This is a genomic window from Vibrio sp. 10N.222.55.B11 (assembly GCF_041473705.1).
GTDB lineage: Bacteria > Pseudomonadota > Gammaproteobacteria > Enterobacterales > Vibrionaceae > Vibrio > Vibrio crassostreae_C.
Window position 1 is genome coordinate 77,698 of sequence record NZ_JBFRST010000015.1, and the last position, 17,055, is coordinate 94,752.

Here is a 17,055-nt window from a genome sequence, read left to right on the forward strand (position 1 = left end):
CCTTTGTGATCCTATAATGATATTACGGCGTAATGTCGAAGCAATTCATTATTAGGTAAGTGGGAGTTCACATGAAAATTTTTCTAGCAATCTTCGTAGCTCTAGCAATATCAGCATGCAGTTCGACAAGCTCCAATAATGCAGGTTATATGAATCATACTTCGACTGACGCAGACGTAATCAGCGAGCCTAAGAACAAGAAGCGTTGATAATACAGACGCAGTCGAACGATGAATATGATGAACGCCTGATTTTAACCTAGAATCAAATCAGGCGTTTTTTATCACCCCATATCTATCTTCACACCAGCCAACGCCCCAGTTCCGTAGTCGTCATCACCACGTCTAGTTTTGAGCATTAAGCGCAAGTCATTAGCAGAATCGGCACTGTGGAACGCATCCTCTTCGCTGATCTTGCCTGCTATCACTAAATCATACAAAGCTTGGTCAAAGGTCTGCATACCTATCTCTTTCGATTTAGCCATGGTTGCTTTCAGTTCGTGTAGTTCACCACGACGAATCAAGTCAGAAACACGAGGGCTATTCAGCAGAATCTCGAATACACCATGACGCCCGCTGCCATTCTTGTCGCGAATGAGTTGCTGAGCGACGACACCACGCAGGTTCATCGATAAGTCAAACAAGAACTGTTCTTTCTGCTCTTTCGGCACCAAATGAAGAATACGCTCTAGCGCTTGGTTAGCGTTATTGGCGTGCAAGGTTGCCATACACAAGTGACCCGTTTCAGCAAAGGTCATCGCGTATTCCATGGTCTCACGGCTACGGATTTCGCCAATCAAGATCATGTCTGGTGCTTGGCGTAGCGAGTTCTTAAGCGCGACTTCGTAACTCTCGGTGTCGAGCCCGACCTCACGCTGCGTCACGATGCACTTTTTATGTTCGTGCACAAATTCAATAGGGTCTTCAACCGTCAAGATATGTCCCGAGCGATTGGTGTTGCGATAGCCTGTCATTGCAGCCATTGAGGTCGATTTACCAGAGCCTGTCGCACCAACCACCAGCACAAGTCCGCGCTTAGCTATTGATAGGTCCTGTAGTACATCAGGAAGCTTTAGTTGCTCAAAGGTTGGGATGTTAGTCTCGATACGTCGAATGACCGCTCCAGGTAGCTCTCGCTGAAAGAATGCACTGACACGAAAACGACCAAAGTCACGCACAATCGCAAAATTAGCCTCACGCGTTTGCTGATATTCATCACGTCGGTCTTGTTCCATCATCGCATCAAGTAATTGAGCAACTTGAGCCGCATTCAGCTTCTCTCCTTGGGGGCGTAATTCACCATCCACACGAAAAAGGATTGGCGCATCAACCGTGATATAAAGATCCGATGCCTTTTGAGAAAGCATTCCCTCAAGGATTTGATTCAATTCCATTGTGTCCACCTTGATTAAAACATTGAGGTTTCAATTTCGATCTTTTTCTCGACCTCTTCCGAATCAACCAAGCCCTGCGCCATCAGCTGCTTCGCATTTTGTTCCATGGTCTGCATGCCGTGCGCTGCGCCCGTTTGAATGATCGAGTACATCTGAGCGACCTTATCTTCACGAATCAAGTTTCTGATCGCCGGTGTTGCCATCATGATTTCATGACACGCCACACGACCACCACCAACACGCTTTAGCAGCTTCTGGGCTATCACCGAGCGCAGTGATTCAGACAACATCGAACGAACCATATCTTTATCGCTACCTGGGAACACATCGATAATACGGTCGATCGTTTTAGCCGCAGAACTGGTGTGCAGAGTACCAAAGACCAAGTGACCCGTTTCTGCTGCGGTTAACGCTAAGCTAATCGTCTCTTGGTCACGAAGTTCACCAACCAGAATCACGTCTGGGTCTTCACGTAAGGCACTGCGCAGTGCCGCTTTAAAACTGTGAGTATCACGGTGAACTTCACGCTGGTTGACTAGGCATTTATTATTGGTGTGAACGAATTCAATCGGGTCTTCAATCGTCAGAATATGCTTATTGTGGTTGCGATTTACGTAATCAACCATCGCCGCAAGAGTCGTTGATTTACCAGAGCCAGTTGGACCAGTGACGAGCACTAACCCTTTTTCGTAGTTAGCAATCCTTTCGAAGATCTCAGGTGCACCTAACTGATCTAAAGTCGGGATTTCGACAGGGATAGTTCGAAAGACAGCTGAGCAGCCACGGGCTTGGTTAAACGCATTAACACGAAAGCGACCAACATTGGGTAATTCAAAAGAGAAGTCGACTTCCAGTTTTTCTTCAAACTCGCCGCGTTGTGAATCGCTCATGATCTCAAAAACCAAACGATGCACATCAGCATGACTCAAAGCTGGGATTCCAAGCTTCCTTACTTCACCATCTATACGTACCATTGGAGATACACCCGCAGAAAGATGTAGATCTGACGCGTTATGCTTTACACTAAAATCTAGTAACTCAGTGATATCCATTTATTTTCCCTTAAGTAAAGTCAGCTATGAGTAGTATTCAACAAAATATCGAACAAATCACCTCACAGATTCGTAGTGCTGAGCAAAAGTGCGGACGAGCTCCAGAGTCCGTGCAACTTTTAGCCGTCAGCAAAACTAAACCTATTGATGCGATTCTAGAAGCCGCACTCGGAGGCCAAGTTGCCTTTGGTGAAAACTATGTTCAAGAAGGTGTAGATAAAGTAAAACACTTTTCAGAACAACATTCTAACCTAAATTTAGAGTGGCATTTTATTGGTCCAATTCAATCCAATAAAACCCGCCCAATCGCGGAAAGCTTTCAATGGGTGCATTCCGTCGATCGCGATAAGATCGCACAAAGGCTTAATGATCAACGACCAAGCGAACTTCCACCTTTGCAAGTGTTGATTCAGGTAAACACCAGTGGTGAAGAGTCCAAATCTGGAACCTCAGAAGAGACAGTTTTTGCACTCGCGGAGTTGATTTCATCGCTCCCCAACCTCACCTTAAGAGGATTGATGTCGATTCCTGCAAACGTATCTGACTATCAATCTCAGCTTAATGCATTTTCTCAACTGGCAGAGCTTAAAGACAAGCTAGCCGCGAAGTATTCAGACATTGATACCCTTTCGATGGGGATGAGTGGTGATATGGATGCAGCAGTTGAGGCTGGCAGCACCATGGTTCGTATTGGAACAGCTATTTTCGGCGCTCGTGATTACGCGAAATAGCCGTAGTAAGTAACGACAAGTACAAGTATTGATACCGCTTCGCCTTATCCGCGCAGCGACACGCTCAGGATTTTATATATGGTACATAAGAACATCGCCTTTATTGGGGCGGGAAACATGGTTCGCTCAATTGTAGCTGGCTTAGTTGCTAGTGGTTACCCAGCGCAAAAGATTACTGCGACAGCACCTTCAGAAACCAGAAGGCTGCCGTTAGAACAAGAATACGGCATCAATACCACCAGCGATAATATTGCAGCAGCAGAGCAAGCAGACGTTGTTGTGTTATCCGTGAAGCCACAAATGATGGCTGATGTATGTAAACCCTTACAAGATATCGACTTCAGCAACAAACTGGTTATCTCAATTGCCGCGGGTATTAATGCGAATCGACTTAATGAGATGTTAAACTGCCAACTGAACCTTGTTCGTGTGATGCCAAACACGCCATCACTGCTTGGTAAAGGGATGAGTGGTCTTTATGCCGATGCAACTGTCAGCCAAGATGATAAAGACTTTGCTTCTCAGCTGATGCAAGCTGTTGGTGAAGTAAGTTGGGTTGAACAAGAGTCTGGAATCAACAACATCATTGCGGCGGCGGGTAGCGCTCCGGCTTACTTCTTCCTGTTTATGGAAGCGATGCAAGCTGAAGCAATCAAGCAAGGTTTTGACCAAGAAACCGCTCGTAAGCTAGTGCAGCAGTCTGCATTAGGCGCGGCAGAGATGGTGGTAGCAAACCAAGATACTGAATTATCAACACTGCGTGAACAAGTGACTTCAAAAGGCGGAACAACTGCAGAAGCATTGCGCACGTTCAATGAACATCAACTATCAGACATCGTAGCCAAAGCCATGCAAGCGGCGGTTGCTCGAGCTGAAGAGATGGAAAAACTGTTTTAAGCATTTTGTCGCTCGGGTTATATCTAAGCGGCAAGTAAATCCGAAAAAGGAAACAATATGAACTCGATGAGCTTTCTGATCTCGACCGTTTTTGATCTTTACATCATGGTTGTGATCTTGCGTATCTGGCTACAAGCATCACGTGCAGATTTCTACAACCCATTCTCACAATTCATCGTAAAAGCGACACAACCGGTTGTTGCCCCACTACGCCGAGTTATTCCATCAATCGGCAGCCTTGATCTAGCGACCGTTGTTTTCGCTTATGTGCTGTGTGTACTTAAGTTCGTTGCTCTAAACCTGATTATCTCTGGCGGCGCTGCCGTTTTCGATATTAGCTTCCTTATCTTTGGTGTACTGTCTCTGCTCAAAGCGGCTGGTGGTTTGATCTTCTGGGTTCTACTTATCCGTGCAATCCTAAGCTGGGTAAGCCAAGGTCGTAGTCCAATCGAGTACGTATTCCATCAACTGACTGAACCAATGCTAGTGCCTATCCGCCGTATCCTTCCGGACATGGGTGGCTTCGACCTAAGCGTACTGGTTCTGTTCATTGTTCTGCAATTTGCGAACTTCCTAATGGGCGACATGATTGGCCCTATTTGGTATCAGCTATAATTCAAGTACAAACATCAGGTACTTTGACGATGCCAAAAGCGGTTTGGGCCGAGGAAGACGATATTCTTCTTAGGCTCTATATCCAACCCAAAGCAAGCCGAGACAAAATTGTCGGCTTGCACGGTCAGGAACTGAAAATTGCCATTACTGCACCACCGGTTGATGGCAAAGCCAATGCCCATTTAGCGAAATACCTTGCGAAACAGTTTAAGGTCGCAAAAGGGCAAATTAAGATAGAAAAGGGAGATCTCGGTAGGCACAAGCAAGTTCGAATATGCTCGCCAAGCCAAATCCCAACTGAAGTCAAAGCCATCCTATGATGGCTTTTTGCTATTTATTGGAGTCATTATGCGTTTATGGATAACAGCACTACTCACCGCTCTTGTTGCCTTACCAAGCTCAGCAGGGCAATTTAAGAATATTAAGGATGTCGAGGTTCATTACTCGGCTTTTAATTCCACGTTCTTAACTTCGCAAGTCGCTAAGCAATACAAACTTAAGCGAAATGGATACTCAGCAATCCTCAACATCAGCGTGTTAGACAAGGCTTCTCTAGGCAAGCCTGCGACAACGGCTAAAATTACGGGAACAGCGAAGAACCTCGTTGGAAACACCCGTACTTTGAAGTTTCGAGAAATCAAAGAAGGCGATGCGATTTATTACCTTGCTGAGTTCCCCGTAACTCACGAAGAAAACATCACCTTCGACATCGATGTGAACGCAGGCCTAAAAGGCACTGGTCCACTGCGTTTCACACAGAAATTCTATATAGAAGAGTAAGCTCAAACCTTACTTTTCATTTATTAACTTATTTAGAGCTACATTCCCATGAGTAAGATTGTTTTAGCAACAGGCAACCAAGGTAAAGTTCGCGAGATGGCAGATATTCTGTCTGAGTTTGGTTTTGACGTTGTCGCGCAAAGTGAATTTAACGTTTCAGAAGTCGCTGAAACAGGAACGACTTTCATTGAAAATGCCATCATCAAAGCTCGCCACGCAGCGAAAGAAACAGGGCTGCCAGCCATTGCTGACGACTCAGGTTTAGAGGTTGATTACTTAAATGGTGCGCCAGGTATCTACTCAGCTCGTTATTCAGGAGAAGGGGCAACCGATAAGCAGAACATCAAAAAACTATTAGATGCGATGCAAGGTGTCGAAACTGAAAAGCGTACTGCGCGTTTCCACTGTGTGTTGGTGCTAATGCGTCACGAGAATGATCCAACACCTCTAGTGTGTCACGGTAAATGGGAAGGTCGTATTCTTACTGAAGAACACGGTGAGAATGGCTTTGGCTACGATCCTGTGTTCTTTGTACCAGAAGATAACTGCGCCTCAGCAGAGCTTGAATCTTCGCGTAAGAAGCAACTATCACACCGTGGTAAAGCGCTTGCGTCACTATTCAAGACTCTCAAGGAGCAAGCTCTGTAATGCACAATGCAGCGCTAATACCACCCGCACTTAGCCTCTATGTACACATCCCATGGTGTGTACAAAAGTGTCCGTATTGTGATTTTAACTCTCACGCTCTGAAAGCCGAGATCCCTGAAAAAGAGTACATAGATGCACTGCTTGAAGATCTCGATACTGATATCGAAAAATATCAGCTCAATGGTATGCCTCGCCCACTGCATTCGATCTTTATTGGTGGCGGTACCCCAAGCCTGTTTTCTCCTGAAGGAATTGGCCGATTGTTACAAGGCATTGAACAGCGCATCCCGTTCAAACCTGAAATAGAAATCACCATGGAAGCCAACCCGGGAACTATCGAAGCTGAGCGTTTTGCAGGTTACCAAAAGGCAGGCATTACTCGAATCTCGGTGGGTGTGCAAAGTTTTGAGCAAGAGAAACTGGAAAGACTTGGGCGTATTCATGGTCAAGGTGAAGCGGTAAATGCTGCTCATTTAGCGCATAAGATTGGATTGAATAGTTTCAATTTAGACTTAATGCACGGCTTACCCGAACAGAGTATTGAACAAGCGTTGGCTGATTTGGATAAAGCGATAGAACTCGGCCCTCCGCACTTATCTTGGTATCAGCTAACAATAGAACCTAACACCATGTTCTATTACAAAACACCAACGCTGCCTGATGATGATGACCTTTGGGATATCTTCGACCTAGGCCATAAGAAGCTCGCAGACGCAGGGTATGTGCAGTACGAAATTTCAGGCTACAGCAAGCCGGGATATCAGTGCCAACATAACCTCAACTACTGGCGCTTTGGTGACTATCTAGGTATTGGCTGTGGCTCTCATGGCAAGCTGAGCTTTACAGATGGACGCATTGTTCGTACCACTAAGGTTAAACACCCTAGAGGCTATCTAGCTGCGTACCAAAACATGGTAAAACCTTATCTATCAGATGAATTTGAAGTGCCGAATGAAGACCGCCCTTTTGAATTTTTCATGAACCGCTTTAGGTTAATGGAAGCATGTCCAAAGCAGGATTTCATTGATACGACAGGGCTTGGTTTTGACTCGATTCAAAAAACGATTGAATGGGCAAAAGAGCTAGGCTACTTGAAGGAAACCGACACTCACTGGCAGATCACTGAAAAAGGAAAGCTGTTTCTCAATGATCTGTTAGAAGCCTTTATGGCAGAAGAAGACGAGTAGTTCGAGATTCGAGATTCGAGATTCGAGATTCGAGAAGCATTGCGTAAGGGTTGGCTTTAGGGTCAACCCTTTTTGTTTTATAGCCCTCTCTCGGAGCGAAGCGTTCTATAGGACAACGTCCGTGCTCGAATCTTTCTCTTAGAAAATAGAACGACCAATTCGCTCTGAAAGCAACTCTAGAGCCTTAGTACCTGCGAGCGAGTTGCCAGAAGGATCAAGCTCTGGAGACCACACCGCAATCGTCATTTCGCCAGGAACGATAGCAATAATACCGCCACCAACGCCCGATTTTCCTGGCATACCAACACGGTAGGCAAACTCACCAGCCCCATCGTACAAGCCACACGTCGCAAGCAAAGCATTCAACTGCTTGGTTTGAACTGGCGTGATGATCTCTTTCTTGGTTTGAACCGACACGCCTTTGTTTGCTAAATAGCTAAAGGTTTTTGCCAAATCCACACACGTCATTTTAAGCGCACAAGCGTGGAAGTAGTTATTCAGAACTGGGATAACATCATTCTCAAAATTACCAAATGAACGCATCAAATAAGCAATGGCAGCATTACGATCGCTGTGCATCATTTCTGAAGCCGCTACCACCTTGTCATACACAATATGAGTATCACCCGATAACTGACGCACAAACTCTAACAAGCGGTGCCTAGGCGCAGACAAGCGGCTTTGTAGTAGGTCTGCAACGACAATTGCCCCCGCATTGATGAACGGGTTGCGGGGAATACCATACTCCATCTCAAGCTGAATCATCGAGTTAAAGGCTTGACCAGAAGGCTCTTTGCCTACTCTTTGCCAAATCTCTTCAGGCTTATATAGCACCATAGCTAGCGTCAGGCTCAAGGCTTTAGAAATAGATTGCACAGAAAATGCTTCTTCAGCATCGCCTGCTTTAATCACCTCACCTTCATTGGTGTATACCGCGATCGCCAGTTTCTGGTTCGATACGCGAGCCAGTGCAGGGATATAATCAGCGACCTTTCCCTGTCCAATTAAAGGACGAACTTCGTCTAAGATCTCGGCCAAAATAGCTTGAGTTGGTTTCATGTGCGCTTACTTCTATATTGTTATTTTTGTAGGGGTGTAACATATACCAATCGTAGTAAATAACTGCTCACTCTAGCTTGTTAAAATGCTCGATAACTGCGTTAGAATTTTTGATTGTAGAGTAACTACTTATCGAAAAATGCTGCCTTGTTCTCAAGCCTTTTTCCTACGCTATTTCTGATCACTTACTTACTGTGATTGGTATTACTTTCTGTCGTTAAGCCTTTACTGAAATAAAAGCCTAAGGACAAAAAAGCCAACATTACAATAATGTTGGCTTTAATCAATCCCATAAAGTGTAGGGGTTAAACCCTAAGTCGGATTACCCTTCACTTAATTTGATTCGAAGTTACTTAGTACGCTTGAACTTAATGTCCCAAACACCATGACCTAAACGGTGGCCACGCGCTTCAAACTTAGTTAGCGGGCGCTCATCCGGACGAGGGATGTAATCACCATCTTCAGCGATGTTTTCGAAGCCTGGAGCTACGTTCATCACTTCAATCATATGTTCTGCGTAGTTTTCCCAGTCTGTTGCCATGTGGAAAACACCAGTATCAAGTTGAAGCTTGCCGCGAACCATCTCTGCAAACTCAGCCTTAACGATACGACGTTTATGGTGACGAGCTTTGTGCCATGGGTCAGGGAAGAACAGTTGCAGAGTATGCAGGCTGCTATCTGGGATCATGTGTTCAAATACTTCTACAGCATCGTGACACATTACACGCAGGTTAGTTACGCCAGCATCGCGAGCTGTACCTAAACACGCACCAACACCCGGGCTATGAACTTCAATACCTAAGAAGTTTTTCTCAGGTGCGTTCTTTGCCATTTCAACCAGTGATGCACCCATACCGAAGCCAATCTCTAGTACAACCGGGTTATCGTTGCCAAATACTTCTTTCCAGTTAAGAAGCTCTGGGTTGTAGTCGATACCCATTGTTGGCCAACATTCATTCATCGCGTTCTCTTGGCCTTTTGTTAAGCGGCCTTCGCGGCGAACAAAGCTACGGATCTTACGAACCAGTTTGCCGTCTTCAGTATATTCGTTAGTGGTCACTTCACTCATTGATTTTTGCCTGCACATTGATTAATCAAAGCGGGGATTATCCAAAGAATTGCCTCCGGTGCAAGTCTTTCCGTGGATAAATTCCCACACAATTTGTCTGTTTTACATCCAACGTTAAGTGTGGTGCAATTTCGCTTCTAATAATAGCAAAGCATAGAGCATGTCGTGACTCCTTTCGCAACCGCCATATTAAAGTGGTATGACGCCTACGGGCGTAAAGAATTGCCTTGGCAACAAAACAAAACCGCCTACACCGTTTGGCTATCTGAAATCATGCTTCAGCAGACTCAGGTTGCTACGGTGATTCCATACTACCAACGCTTCTTAGAACGCTTTCCAACGGTTATCGACCTAGCGAACGCCGAACAAGATGAGGTACTCCACTTATGGACAGGGCTTGGTTATTACGCACGAGCTCGCAATCTACATAAAGCAGCCAAGATCGTTGCTGAGCAATATGGTGGTGAATTTCCGCTGTCTATCGAAGAGATGAACGCGCTACCGGGGATTGGTCGCTCAACAGCAGCAGCCGTCTTATCATCGGTTCATAAACTTCCTCATGCGATTCTTGATGGCAATGTAAAACGAACGCTTGCGAGAAGTTTTGCCGTTGAAGGTTGGCCGGGGCAAAAGAAAGTCGAAAACCAGCTTTGGGAACACGCCGAAGCACATACTCCGAACAAAGATGTCGATAAGTACAACCAAGCAATGATGGACATGGGTGCCATGGTTTGTACCCGTAGCAAGCCTAAGTGCACCTTGTGCCCGATTGAAAGCATGTGTGAGGCCAAGAAGCTCGATAGACAGCTCGACTTCCCTGGCAAAAAGCCTAAGAAAGAAAAGCCAGTAAAAGACACATGGTTTGTGATTCTGTATCACGACAACCAAGTGTGGCTCGAACAGCGCCCTCAATCTGGTATCTGGGGCGGATTGTTTTGTTTCCCTCAAAATGAAAACGCAGAGATCGAACATCAACTAGATCTTCGTTCGATCAAAGACACTCAAACCAATTCGATCAAGACCATGATTGCGTTTAGACACACTTTCAGCCACTACCACTTAGATATCACGCCAGTATTAGTGAAATTAGATAAACAACCAGATTTGATAATGGAAGGGGCTAAAGGTCTCTGGTATAACTTATCAAAACCGGAAGAAATTGGCCTAGCCGCTCCTGTAAAGCAGCTTATTGAGAGCCTACCCTTTGAACTGAACGACGACGTTTGAATCAACGAACGCGATAAGAGGAACCACTATGAGCCGCACTGTATTTTGTGCTCGCCTTCAAAAAGATGCTGAAGGCCTAGATTTTCAACTTTACCCAGGTGACTTAGGTAAGCGTATCTTTGACAACGTGTCTAAAGAAGCTTGGGGACAATGGCAAAGCAAGCAAACTATGCTTATCAATGAAAAGAAGCTAAACATGATGGATCCTGAGCATCGTAAACTTCTTGAAACTGAGATGGTTAACTTCCTTTTTGAAGGTAAAGATGTCGTAATTGATGGCTATACTCCACCAAGCGAATAAGACATTTATTTAAGCAATTTTTAATGACATCATGGTTAACGCTGCGATGTCATTTTTGTATGAGGAACTATGAAAAAGCTAAGTTACTTCCTAACAGCCATGTTATTAACTGGCTGCAGCCGTGAATTTGTCGAAAGCATTTATGATGTCAATTACGAGCCAACCAACCGGTTTGTGAAGAATTTAGCTGAGCTACCCGGACAATTTGAAAAAGATACCGGGGCGCTAGATTCATTAATAGATAGCTTTTCAGGCAACATTCAAAAACGTTGGGGTAGCAGTGAAATCAAGATAGCAGGTAAGAGTAACTATGTGAAATACATAGATAATTACTTAAGTCGTTCAGAAGTGAATTTTAGCCAAGGCCTGATAACGGTGGAAACGGTTTCCTCTACCGAACCGAAAAAACACCTCAAAAATGCGATCATGACGACCCTTTTGACGCCAGATGATCCGGCGCATGTCGATCTATTCTCTTCTAAAAGCATCAAGCTAGAAGGCAAACCTTTCCTCTATAATCAGGTCGTAGACCAAGAAAAAAAGCCCATTCAATGGACTTGGCGAGCGAACCAGTTTGCGGATTACCTGATCGCGAATAACCTAAAAACCAAAGAAGTCGACTTTAAAAAAGCCTACTACGTTGAAATCCCAATGGTGGCCGACCACGCTAGCCAGCGTAGTTATCAATATGCCGACATCGTTCGACGAGCGTCTCAGCGTTATGACATCCCTGAAGATTTAATCTACGCTATCATCAAGACAGAGAGTAGCTTCAACCCGTACGCCGTAAGCTGGGCTAATGCTTATGGTCTTATGCAGGTGGTACCTAAAACCGCTGGTCGAGATGTATTTGAACACGTCAAAAAGAAACCTGGTGAACCAAGCCCTGAGTACTTATTCAATCCAGAAAACAACATTGATGCTGGCACCGCATACTTTTACATCCTTAAAAATCGTTATTTGAAAGACGTAAAAAACCCATTAACGCTTGAATACAGTATGATTTCAGCCTATAACGGCGGTACTGGTGGCGTACTCAATACCTTCAGTAAGGACAGAAAGCGAGCAATGCAAGACTTAAACTCGCTGCAACCGAGCCAAGCCTACTGGGCGCTTACCAAGAAGCATCCAAATAAAGAGTCGCGCCGATACCTCGAAAAAGTAACGCAATTCAAAAAAGAATTTAACCAAGGTAAAACATAACCCTCACTTTTGAATAAAAAAACAACGAACGAACGGTTTTTTTAATTATTTTCAAAAAAGGAGTTGACGGTTATGCAGAAAATCCGTTTAATAGCGCTCCGTTGCCCGGATAGCTCAGTCGGTAGAGCAGAGGATTGAAAATCCTCGTGTCGGTGGTTCGATTCCGCCTCCGGGCACCACAATTTGATTTGTTGGTGTCAACACTCTTTAACAGGGAGTAACAACACGGACAAAAGCATAAAGAATTTAGTGTGCCGACTTAGCTCAGTAGGTAGAGCAACTGACTTGTAATCAGTAGGTCACCAGTTCGACTCCGGTAGTCGGCACCATTCTTTTGCCTCGATAGCTCAGTCGGTAGAGCAGCGGATTGAAAATCCGCGTGTCGGTGGTTCGATTCCGCCTCGAGGCACCATTATTTGGTGCTTAACAAATAATGGTCTTTATAGACCTGATGTTGACACAAATAATTCCCCTTTAGTTCAGTTGGTAGAACGGCGGACTGTTAATCCGTATGTCGCAAGTTCAAGTCTTGCAAGGGGAGCCACATTCAAGAAAGCCAAGTCGAAAGACTTGGCTTTTTTTCGTTTGAACAAAAACAAACTCTATTCAATATACACATCAGCTCCTCACTAACTCTTAATCAGTCTCGATAAATTGAGTTATCTCCTTTTAGTACTCTTACTACAGCAGTTGATTCTAAGTTCTATAAAGCATATCCACTACAACAGAACCAACGCCTTATAAAGTTCATGACCCGCTAATATTCACATTAAAACAAATAGAACCAAGTCCTGTTACTTTTTTTTCTTCGAAAATTTAATCTCTATCATACTTTGATGTCTTTCTAATATCTGCCTTACACCACTTAGATTAAGATTCGATGAATTATACCTAATACTAATTATTGAATCGCTGCGCGGGGAAATATGAAACTAAAAACGCAAGCTTACTTATTATCGGGCATCATCTTGATCGCCCTGCTAGCACTGACGGCTACAGGCTTATGGACCTTAAGAGTTGCTAGCAACATGGACAACAAAGCTCGCGTAACAGAGCTGTTTAAGAGCGCATACAGCATTCTTACTGAAGTCGAAAAAATGGCGATTGATGGCACACTAGAAGAAGAGCAAGCCAAGCAACTAGCTACTCGCCTTCTACGCAACAACATCTATAAAGATAATGAATATGTTTACGTAGCCGATGAGAACATGACGTTTATCGCGACACCATTAGATCCTCAACTGCACGGAACCAGTTTTAACGACTTTAAAGATGGCGACGGCAATAGTGTTGGGCAGCTAATCCAAAGAGTACTTGGTAATCGTACTGGCGAGATCATTGAGTACACCTGGACACAAAAACTGCCAGATGGAACGATTGAAGAAAAACAGTCTATTGCAGAGAAAACGCCACATTGGGGTTGGGTTGTCGGCACTGGTATCGGGTTCAATGAAGTTAACGCTCGTTTTTGGTCTACTGCTCAATGGCAGCTATTCCTTTGTGTCGTGATTGCTGGTCTTATTCTGGCGAGCCTAATTGTATCCATTAAACGCATGCTAGCGCTTCTTGGCGGCGAACCTAAAGACGTACGAGAAGCAGTACAAGCCGTAGCACAAGGTCGAATTCAAACCTCTTTCGAAACTCAGGCAATTGACGGCAGTATCTATCACGCCGTACAACAAATGAGTAAGTCATTGGCTGAGCTAGTATCAAACCTTGACGCTTCAATGCTGGCATTAAGAGGCGAACTGCAGCGCGTAGAAGATCGCGCTGGGTCAATTGGTCAACTGACAGACACCCAACAGCAATCAACAGAGATGATCGCGACAGCAATGACCGAGATGGCCTCTTCAGCCAATAACGTAGCTGCTTCAGCTAGCGATACCGCGCGCAACACCGACGAGGCCGACAAACAGAGCCAGCATACCCAACAACTCATTCACAACACAGTAGATAACATTCAAGGCTTAGCAGGCCAACTAGGCACAGCAAGCGAAGCTGTCGCTAACCTAGATAACGATGTAAACAACATTGCAAAAGTATTGGATGTGATTGGTGATATAGCGGAGCAAACTAACCTATTGGCACTAAATGCAGCCATTGAAGCAGCTCGAGCTGGCGAACAAGGTCGTGGATTTGCTGTTGTAGCAGATGAGGTTCGTAACCTTGCAGGCAGAACACAATCGAGCACAAAAGAAATCCAATTAATGATTAATAACCTTCAAGAGGGATCTCGCAACGCAATTCAAACCATGGAAGTGTGTGCCGCGACCAGTGAAAGCACCGTAACAGAGTCTCAAAACGCCTCTGAAGCACTACAACAGATTGTTGTCGCATTAGAGTCCATTTCATCAATGAGTCATCAAATCGCAACAGCGGCCGCTGAGCAGACTCAGGTGAGCGATGATATATCGAAGCGTATCAATATGATCGAAGAGAGCGGTAACCAACTGAGCAATGTCGTAACAGAAAGTCATAACAGCACCCAAACTCTTGCCTCTCTTTCCAACGAATTAGAAGCTTGGGTTAATAGGTTTGAAGTAAAACACTAAACTCCCTAGAAAATTTTCAAATAAAAAAGCACGTTTTCATACGTGCTTTTTTTATTTCGGCGCCCATTCAGTGTAGTTAACCGTAGTTTTACTATCTTTTAGGGCATGCTAGACCTAGGTTTTTCACCCCAAATGAGCAAAAACAACCCACTAAGTATAGAAAAACATCAAACGATACTTTTTTTGCAATTTAATGTTGACCCAGAACGCGAAAACACGTTTAATACACCTCGTCGCCCGGATAGCTCAGTCGGTAGAGCAGAGGATTGAAAATCCTCGTGTCGGTGGTTCGATTCCGCCTCCGGGCACCACAATTTATTTGTTGGTGTCTTAGACAACAACAGTAAAGCACAAAGAAATATTATGTGCCGACTTAGCTCAGTAGGTAGAGCAACTGACTTGTAATCAGTAGGTCACCAGTTCGACTCCGGTAGTCGGCACCATTTCTTTAAAGCTTTAAGAATAATTCCCCTTTAGTTCAGTTGGTAGAACGGCGGACTGTTAATCCGTATGTCGCAAGTTCAAGTCTTGCAAGGGGAGCCAAGTTAATCATCAAGCATAAGCTTTTTGATTCATGATGCCGACTTAGCTCAGTAGGTAGAGCAACTGACTTGTAATCAGTAGGTCACCAGTTCGATTCCGGTAGTCGGCACCATTCTCTTGATTAGAGACTAAACAATCAATTCCCCTTTAGTTCAGTTGGTAGAACGGCGGACTGTTAATCCGTATGTCGCAAGTTCAAGTCTTGCAAGGGGAGCCAATTAAAAGAAGCCGCATCATTGATGCGGCTTTTTTGCATCTAAAGATCCTAACTTATTAATACAACTACCCTCACCTTTCAAATACCATATTCAATTCAGAAACCAACCGTTTTTATATCCTTCCAAAGCTACAAATCTTCGCTACTTAATGCTCTTCAAAATCTCCCAACAACAAACGACACATTCACGTAAGAGTCAGTCACAGTACGTTGCTACTCATTTTATTGACTAGGAGATCGGTTGAAAAAATCAATACTAAGTTTGGAGGTAAGAAAGCTAAATAACGAATCAAGTAAGCGCTGAAAAGCTCTGTAAGACACTTCAATCCAAATTGATACACAGATTACTCTTTATCAAAACTATCCACTACAATAGCGCCCATAGAGGCTGGCATTGAAATAACAATCACTCTTTTGATCGATACGACGGGATCACTCAATAGAGGTAATTTGTCCAGGCAAGTCAGTACCAAAGCAACGACCAATGCCGTCATAACATAAGCAATCACTATTCTGAAAATAAACACCGGCAACCGAGCAACAACATCTTTTTGAAAGACACTCTCATACGTATAGAAGCCTAAGAACACCGCAGACAGTAAAAATAGCAGCAATAGATTAGCGGTAGGTAAAGTCTCCCCTAACTTCCAAGCCTCTTCAGAAAAAGAAATCGGCACGGCCAAGGCAAAAGATCCCACAAAGATCTGGCTCGCATCTTCAAAGTTAAAACTCAATTTCATAATTCGACCCATTAGGTTTAAGGCTTTATCTAATTCTGAAAAGAATCACAAAACTATCCGCCGATGATTTGGGGGATTTTTATTTCTACTAAGCAAACAGTAGTGACCTTCTAGCTTCATCTTAGTCGCAATAACCAAAACATAGCTTGAACTAACCAGCAAGAAATCAATATGCTCAGAGCAAAACGGTCAACACGACTGATTAATATCGAGTCAACAAACACATCAAAATCGAAGACAGAGTGGTAACCCCTAATATACCAGCACCTAGAACCAAAGAATCTAAATCCGCAGGGTGATAAACGTCACTTCACGAATACGAGGGATGCTCTATTTCTTAGCTTATATACCCCTCAGGCACCACTTGGGAACACACTTAGCGACTCTCACCTTTAAGCTGAATCTAGCCTACTTTCACCCTTTGAAGTACTTAGAACGAGTCGCTCAATACCATCGAGAGTGGTTTTAAGCTCAATGCATAACAAGAGACATTAAGTCGACTCATTATGAGCTCTAGCGTTCTTAAGAGAAGCCTCCATGATAGAGCCCTAATTACACGTATCCTATAGATTCACAGATAGAGCAGAAGTCAGATTTCGTAGCCGAAAGGCTGTTAACTAATACTGAGAGCCGCTCACTTAATAAAGGAAACATCTACAGCGCGTATGGCTCGAGTATCTGAATGCTAAACTTAAAGCTATATACGTTTGAAATAATGCTCGAGTCACCTCACAGCTGGAATCAGAAATAATGTAGTCGTAATCATGAGTTGGTTTGAGGAACACCTAATACCAATTAAAGTAAAAATGTGGTCTAATTAGGATTGATGAATTATTGTGAA

The 17,055-nt window shown here is 44.1% G+C and carries 17 protein-coding genes and 9 tRNA genes; 21 read left to right on the top strand and 5 right to left on the bottom strand.

The window, feature by feature from the left end:
• The first annotated feature begins 71 nt into the window (after positions 1-71).
• Entirely contained in the window at positions 72-209 is a 138-nt protein-coding gene (locus AB4503_RS06800) for a hypothetical protein (RefSeq protein ID WP_170791814.1), read from the top strand.
• 74 nt (positions 210-283) lie between these two features.
• On the opposite strand, the gene AB4503_RS06805 is transcribed toward AB4503_RS06800, so the two are convergent.
• A complete protein-coding gene (locus AB4503_RS06805) occupies positions 284-1,393 on the bottom strand; it encodes a PilT/PilU family type 4a pilus ATPase (RefSeq protein ID WP_017062241.1) in 1,110 nt (369 codons plus the stop codon).
• Between the two features lie 14 nt (positions 1,394-1,407).
• Positions 1,408-2,445 (bottom strand): type IV pilus twitching motility protein PilT, encoded by a 1,038-nt coding sequence (locus AB4503_RS06810; protein WP_017062242.1) that lies wholly within the window; start codon positions 2,443-2,445, stop codon positions 1,408-1,410.
• Positions 2,446-2,471: 26 nt separating this feature from the next.
• On the opposite strand from AB4503_RS06810, the gene AB4503_RS06815 reads away from it, so the two are divergent.
• The 7 genes from AB4503_RS06815 (at position 2,472) to hemW (ending at position 7,303) form a co-directional block, all read left to right on the top strand.
• Entirely contained in the window at positions 2,472-3,176 is a 705-nt protein-coding gene (locus tag AB4503_RS06815; protein WP_017062243.1) for a YggS family pyridoxal phosphate-dependent enzyme, read from the top strand.
• A gap of 78 nt (positions 3,177-3,254) precedes the next feature.
• Entirely contained in the window at positions 3,255-4,073 is an 819-nt protein-coding gene (gene proC, locus AB4503_RS06820) for a pyrroline-5-carboxylate reductase (protein WP_017069591.1), read from the top strand.
• A gap of 57 nt (positions 4,074-4,130) precedes the next feature.
• Positions 4,131-4,688 (top strand): YggT family protein, encoded by a 558-nt coding sequence (locus AB4503_RS06825; RefSeq protein WP_081230762.1) that lies wholly within the window; start codon positions 4,131-4,133, stop codon positions 4,686-4,688.
• A 29-nt stretch (positions 4,689-4,717) separates the two neighbouring features.
• Positions 4,718-5,008, top strand: a complete 291-nt coding sequence (gene yggU, locus AB4503_RS06830) for a DUF167 family protein YggU (protein WP_017067797.1) — start codon at positions 4,718-4,720, stop codon at positions 5,006-5,008.
• A gap of 28 nt (positions 5,009-5,036) precedes the next feature.
• Positions 5,037-5,468, top strand: a complete 432-nt coding sequence (locus tag AB4503_RS06835) for a DUF4426 domain-containing protein (RefSeq protein ID WP_017062246.1) — start codon at positions 5,037-5,039, stop codon at positions 5,466-5,468.
• A 48-nt stretch (positions 5,469-5,516) separates the two neighbouring features.
• Positions 5,517-6,116, top strand: a complete 600-nt coding sequence (locus AB4503_RS06840) for an XTP/dITP diphosphatase (protein ID WP_017062247.1) — start codon at positions 5,517-5,519, stop codon at positions 6,114-6,116.
• Entirely contained in the window at positions 6,116-7,303 is a 1,188-nt protein-coding gene (hemW, locus tag AB4503_RS06845) for a radical SAM family heme chaperone HemW (RefSeq protein WP_372114053.1), read from the top strand. The genes AB4503_RS06840 and hemW overlap by 1 nt, the downstream gene beginning before the upstream one ends.
• Positions 7,304-7,441: 138 nt before the next feature.
• Here the strand turns inward: hemW and glsB are convergent, their stop codons facing one another.
• On the bottom strand, positions 7,442-8,362 hold the full coding sequence (gene glsB / locus AB4503_RS06850) for a glutaminase B (protein WP_017062249.1): 921 nt from the start codon (positions 8,360-8,362) through the stop codon (positions 7,442-7,444).
• A 349-nt stretch (positions 8,363-8,711) separates the two neighbouring features.
• Complete coding sequence (trmB, locus tag AB4503_RS06855; protein ID WP_017062250.1) at positions 8,712-9,431, bottom strand: tRNA (guanosine(46)-N7)-methyltransferase TrmB; 720 nt, start codon at positions 9,429-9,431, stop codon at positions 8,712-8,714.
• Positions 9,432-9,596: 165 nt separating this feature from the next.
• Here trmB and mutY point away from each other — a divergent pair, with 165 nt between their 5' ends.
• The 13 genes from mutY (at position 9,597) to AB4503_RS06920 (ending at position 15,474) form a co-directional block, all read left to right on the top strand.
• Positions 9,597-10,658 carry an A/G-specific adenine glycosylase gene (gene mutY, locus AB4503_RS06860; protein ID WP_065584120.1) on the top strand — a complete coding sequence of 354 codons (1,062 nt, stop codon included), beginning with the start codon at positions 9,597-9,599 and terminating at the stop codon, positions 10,656-10,658.
• A gap of 28 nt (positions 10,659-10,686) precedes the next feature.
• Positions 10,687-10,959, top strand: coding sequence for an oxidative damage protection protein (locus AB4503_RS06865; protein WP_010435637.1), 273 nt, complete (start codon positions 10,687-10,689; stop codon positions 10,957-10,959).
• Positions 10,960-11,028: 69 nt separating this feature from the next.
• Positions 11,029-12,162, top strand: a complete 1,134-nt coding sequence (gene mltC / locus AB4503_RS06870; RefSeq protein WP_017063191.1) for a membrane-bound lytic murein transglycosylase MltC — start codon at positions 11,029-11,031, stop codon at positions 12,160-12,162.
• 103 nt (positions 12,163-12,265) lie between these two features.
• Positions 12,266-12,341 (top strand) — tRNA-Phe (locus AB4503_RS06875).
• Between the two features lie 74 nt (positions 12,342-12,415).
• Positions 12,416-12,491: transfer RNA gene (locus AB4503_RS06880), tRNA-Thr, on the top strand.
• Between the two features lie 7 nt (positions 12,492-12,498).
• Positions 12,499-12,574, top strand: a tRNA-Phe gene (locus AB4503_RS06885).
• A 56-nt stretch (positions 12,575-12,630) separates the two neighbouring features.
• Positions 12,631-12,706 (top strand) — tRNA-Asn (locus tag AB4503_RS06890).
• Positions 12,707-13,088: 382 nt separating this feature from the next.
• Positions 13,089-14,714, top strand: a complete 1,626-nt coding sequence (locus AB4503_RS06895) for a methyl-accepting chemotaxis protein (protein ID WP_372114055.1) — start codon at positions 13,089-13,091, stop codon at positions 14,712-14,714.
• A gap of 235 nt (positions 14,715-14,949) precedes the next feature.
• Positions 14,950-15,025: transfer RNA gene (locus tag AB4503_RS06900), tRNA-Phe, on the top strand.
• A gap of 56 nt (positions 15,026-15,081) precedes the next feature.
• Positions 15,082-15,157 (top strand) — tRNA-Thr (locus AB4503_RS06905).
• 24 nt (positions 15,158-15,181) lie between these two features.
• Positions 15,182-15,257: transfer RNA gene (locus tag AB4503_RS06910), tRNA-Asn, on the top strand.
• 36 nt (positions 15,258-15,293) lie between these two features.
• Positions 15,294-15,369: transfer RNA gene (locus AB4503_RS06915), tRNA-Thr, on the top strand.
• A gap of 29 nt (positions 15,370-15,398) precedes the next feature.
• Positions 15,399-15,474, top strand: a tRNA-Asn gene (locus tag AB4503_RS06920).
• 344 nt (positions 15,475-15,818) lie between these two features.
• Here AB4503_RS06920 and AB4503_RS06925 read toward each other — a convergent pair.
• Positions 15,819-16,214, bottom strand: coding sequence for a DUF2391 family protein (locus AB4503_RS06925; protein ID WP_017060180.1), 396 nt, complete (start codon positions 16,212-16,214; stop codon positions 15,819-15,821).
• Positions 16,215-17,055: the final 841 nt, after the last annotated feature.

Coding starts and splice junctions, on each gene's coding strand:
- hemW (WP_372114053.1), top strand. CDS start 6,116: ATGCACAATGCAGCGCTAATACCACCCGCACTTAGCCTCTATGTACAC.
- glsB (WP_017062249.1), bottom strand. CDS start 8,362: ATGAAACCAACTCAAGCTATTTTGGCCGAGATCTTAGACGAAGTTCGT.
- AB4503_RS06840 (WP_017062247.1), top strand. CDS start 5,517: ATGAGTAAGATTGTTTTAGCAACAGGCAACCAAGGTAAAGTTCGCGAG.
- AB4503_RS06805 (WP_017062241.1), bottom strand. CDS start 1,393: ATGGAATTGAATCAAATCCTTGAGGGAATGCTTTCTCAAAAGGCATCG.
- mltC (WP_017063191.1), top strand. CDS start 11,029: ATGAAAAAGCTAAGTTACTTCCTAACAGCCATGTTATTAACTGGCTGC.
- AB4503_RS06810 (WP_017062242.1), bottom strand. CDS start 2,445: ATGGATATCACTGAGTTACTAGATTTTAGTGTAAAGCATAACGCGTCA.
- AB4503_RS06800 (WP_170791814.1), top strand. CDS start 72: ATGAAAATTTTTCTAGCAATCTTCGTAGCTCTAGCAATATCAGCATGC.
- AB4503_RS06925 (WP_017060180.1), bottom strand. CDS start 16,214: ATGAAATTGAGTTTTAACTTTGAAGATGCGAGCCAGATCTTTGTGGGA.
- trmB (WP_017062250.1), bottom strand. CDS start 9,431: ATGAGTGAAGTGACCACTAACGAATATACTGAAGACGGCAAACTGGTT.
- AB4503_RS06825 (WP_081230762.1), top strand. CDS start 4,131: ATGAACTCGATGAGCTTTCTGATCTCGACCGTTTTTGATCTTTACATC.
- yggU (WP_017067797.1), top strand. CDS start 4,718: ATGCCAAAAGCGGTTTGGGCCGAGGAAGACGATATTCTTCTTAGGCTC.
- AB4503_RS06835 (WP_017062246.1), top strand. CDS start 5,037: ATGCGTTTATGGATAACAGCACTACTCACCGCTCTTGTTGCCTTACCA.
- proC (WP_017069591.1), top strand. CDS start 3,255: ATGGTACATAAGAACATCGCCTTTATTGGGGCGGGAAACATGGTTCGC.
- AB4503_RS06865 (WP_010435637.1), top strand. CDS start 10,687: ATGAGCCGCACTGTATTTTGTGCTCGCCTTCAAAAAGATGCTGAAGGC.
- AB4503_RS06815 (WP_017062243.1), top strand. CDS start 2,472: ATGAGTAGTATTCAACAAAATATCGAACAAATCACCTCACAGATTCGT.
- AB4503_RS06895 (WP_372114055.1), top strand. CDS start 13,089: ATGAAACTAAAAACGCAAGCTTACTTATTATCGGGCATCATCTTGATC.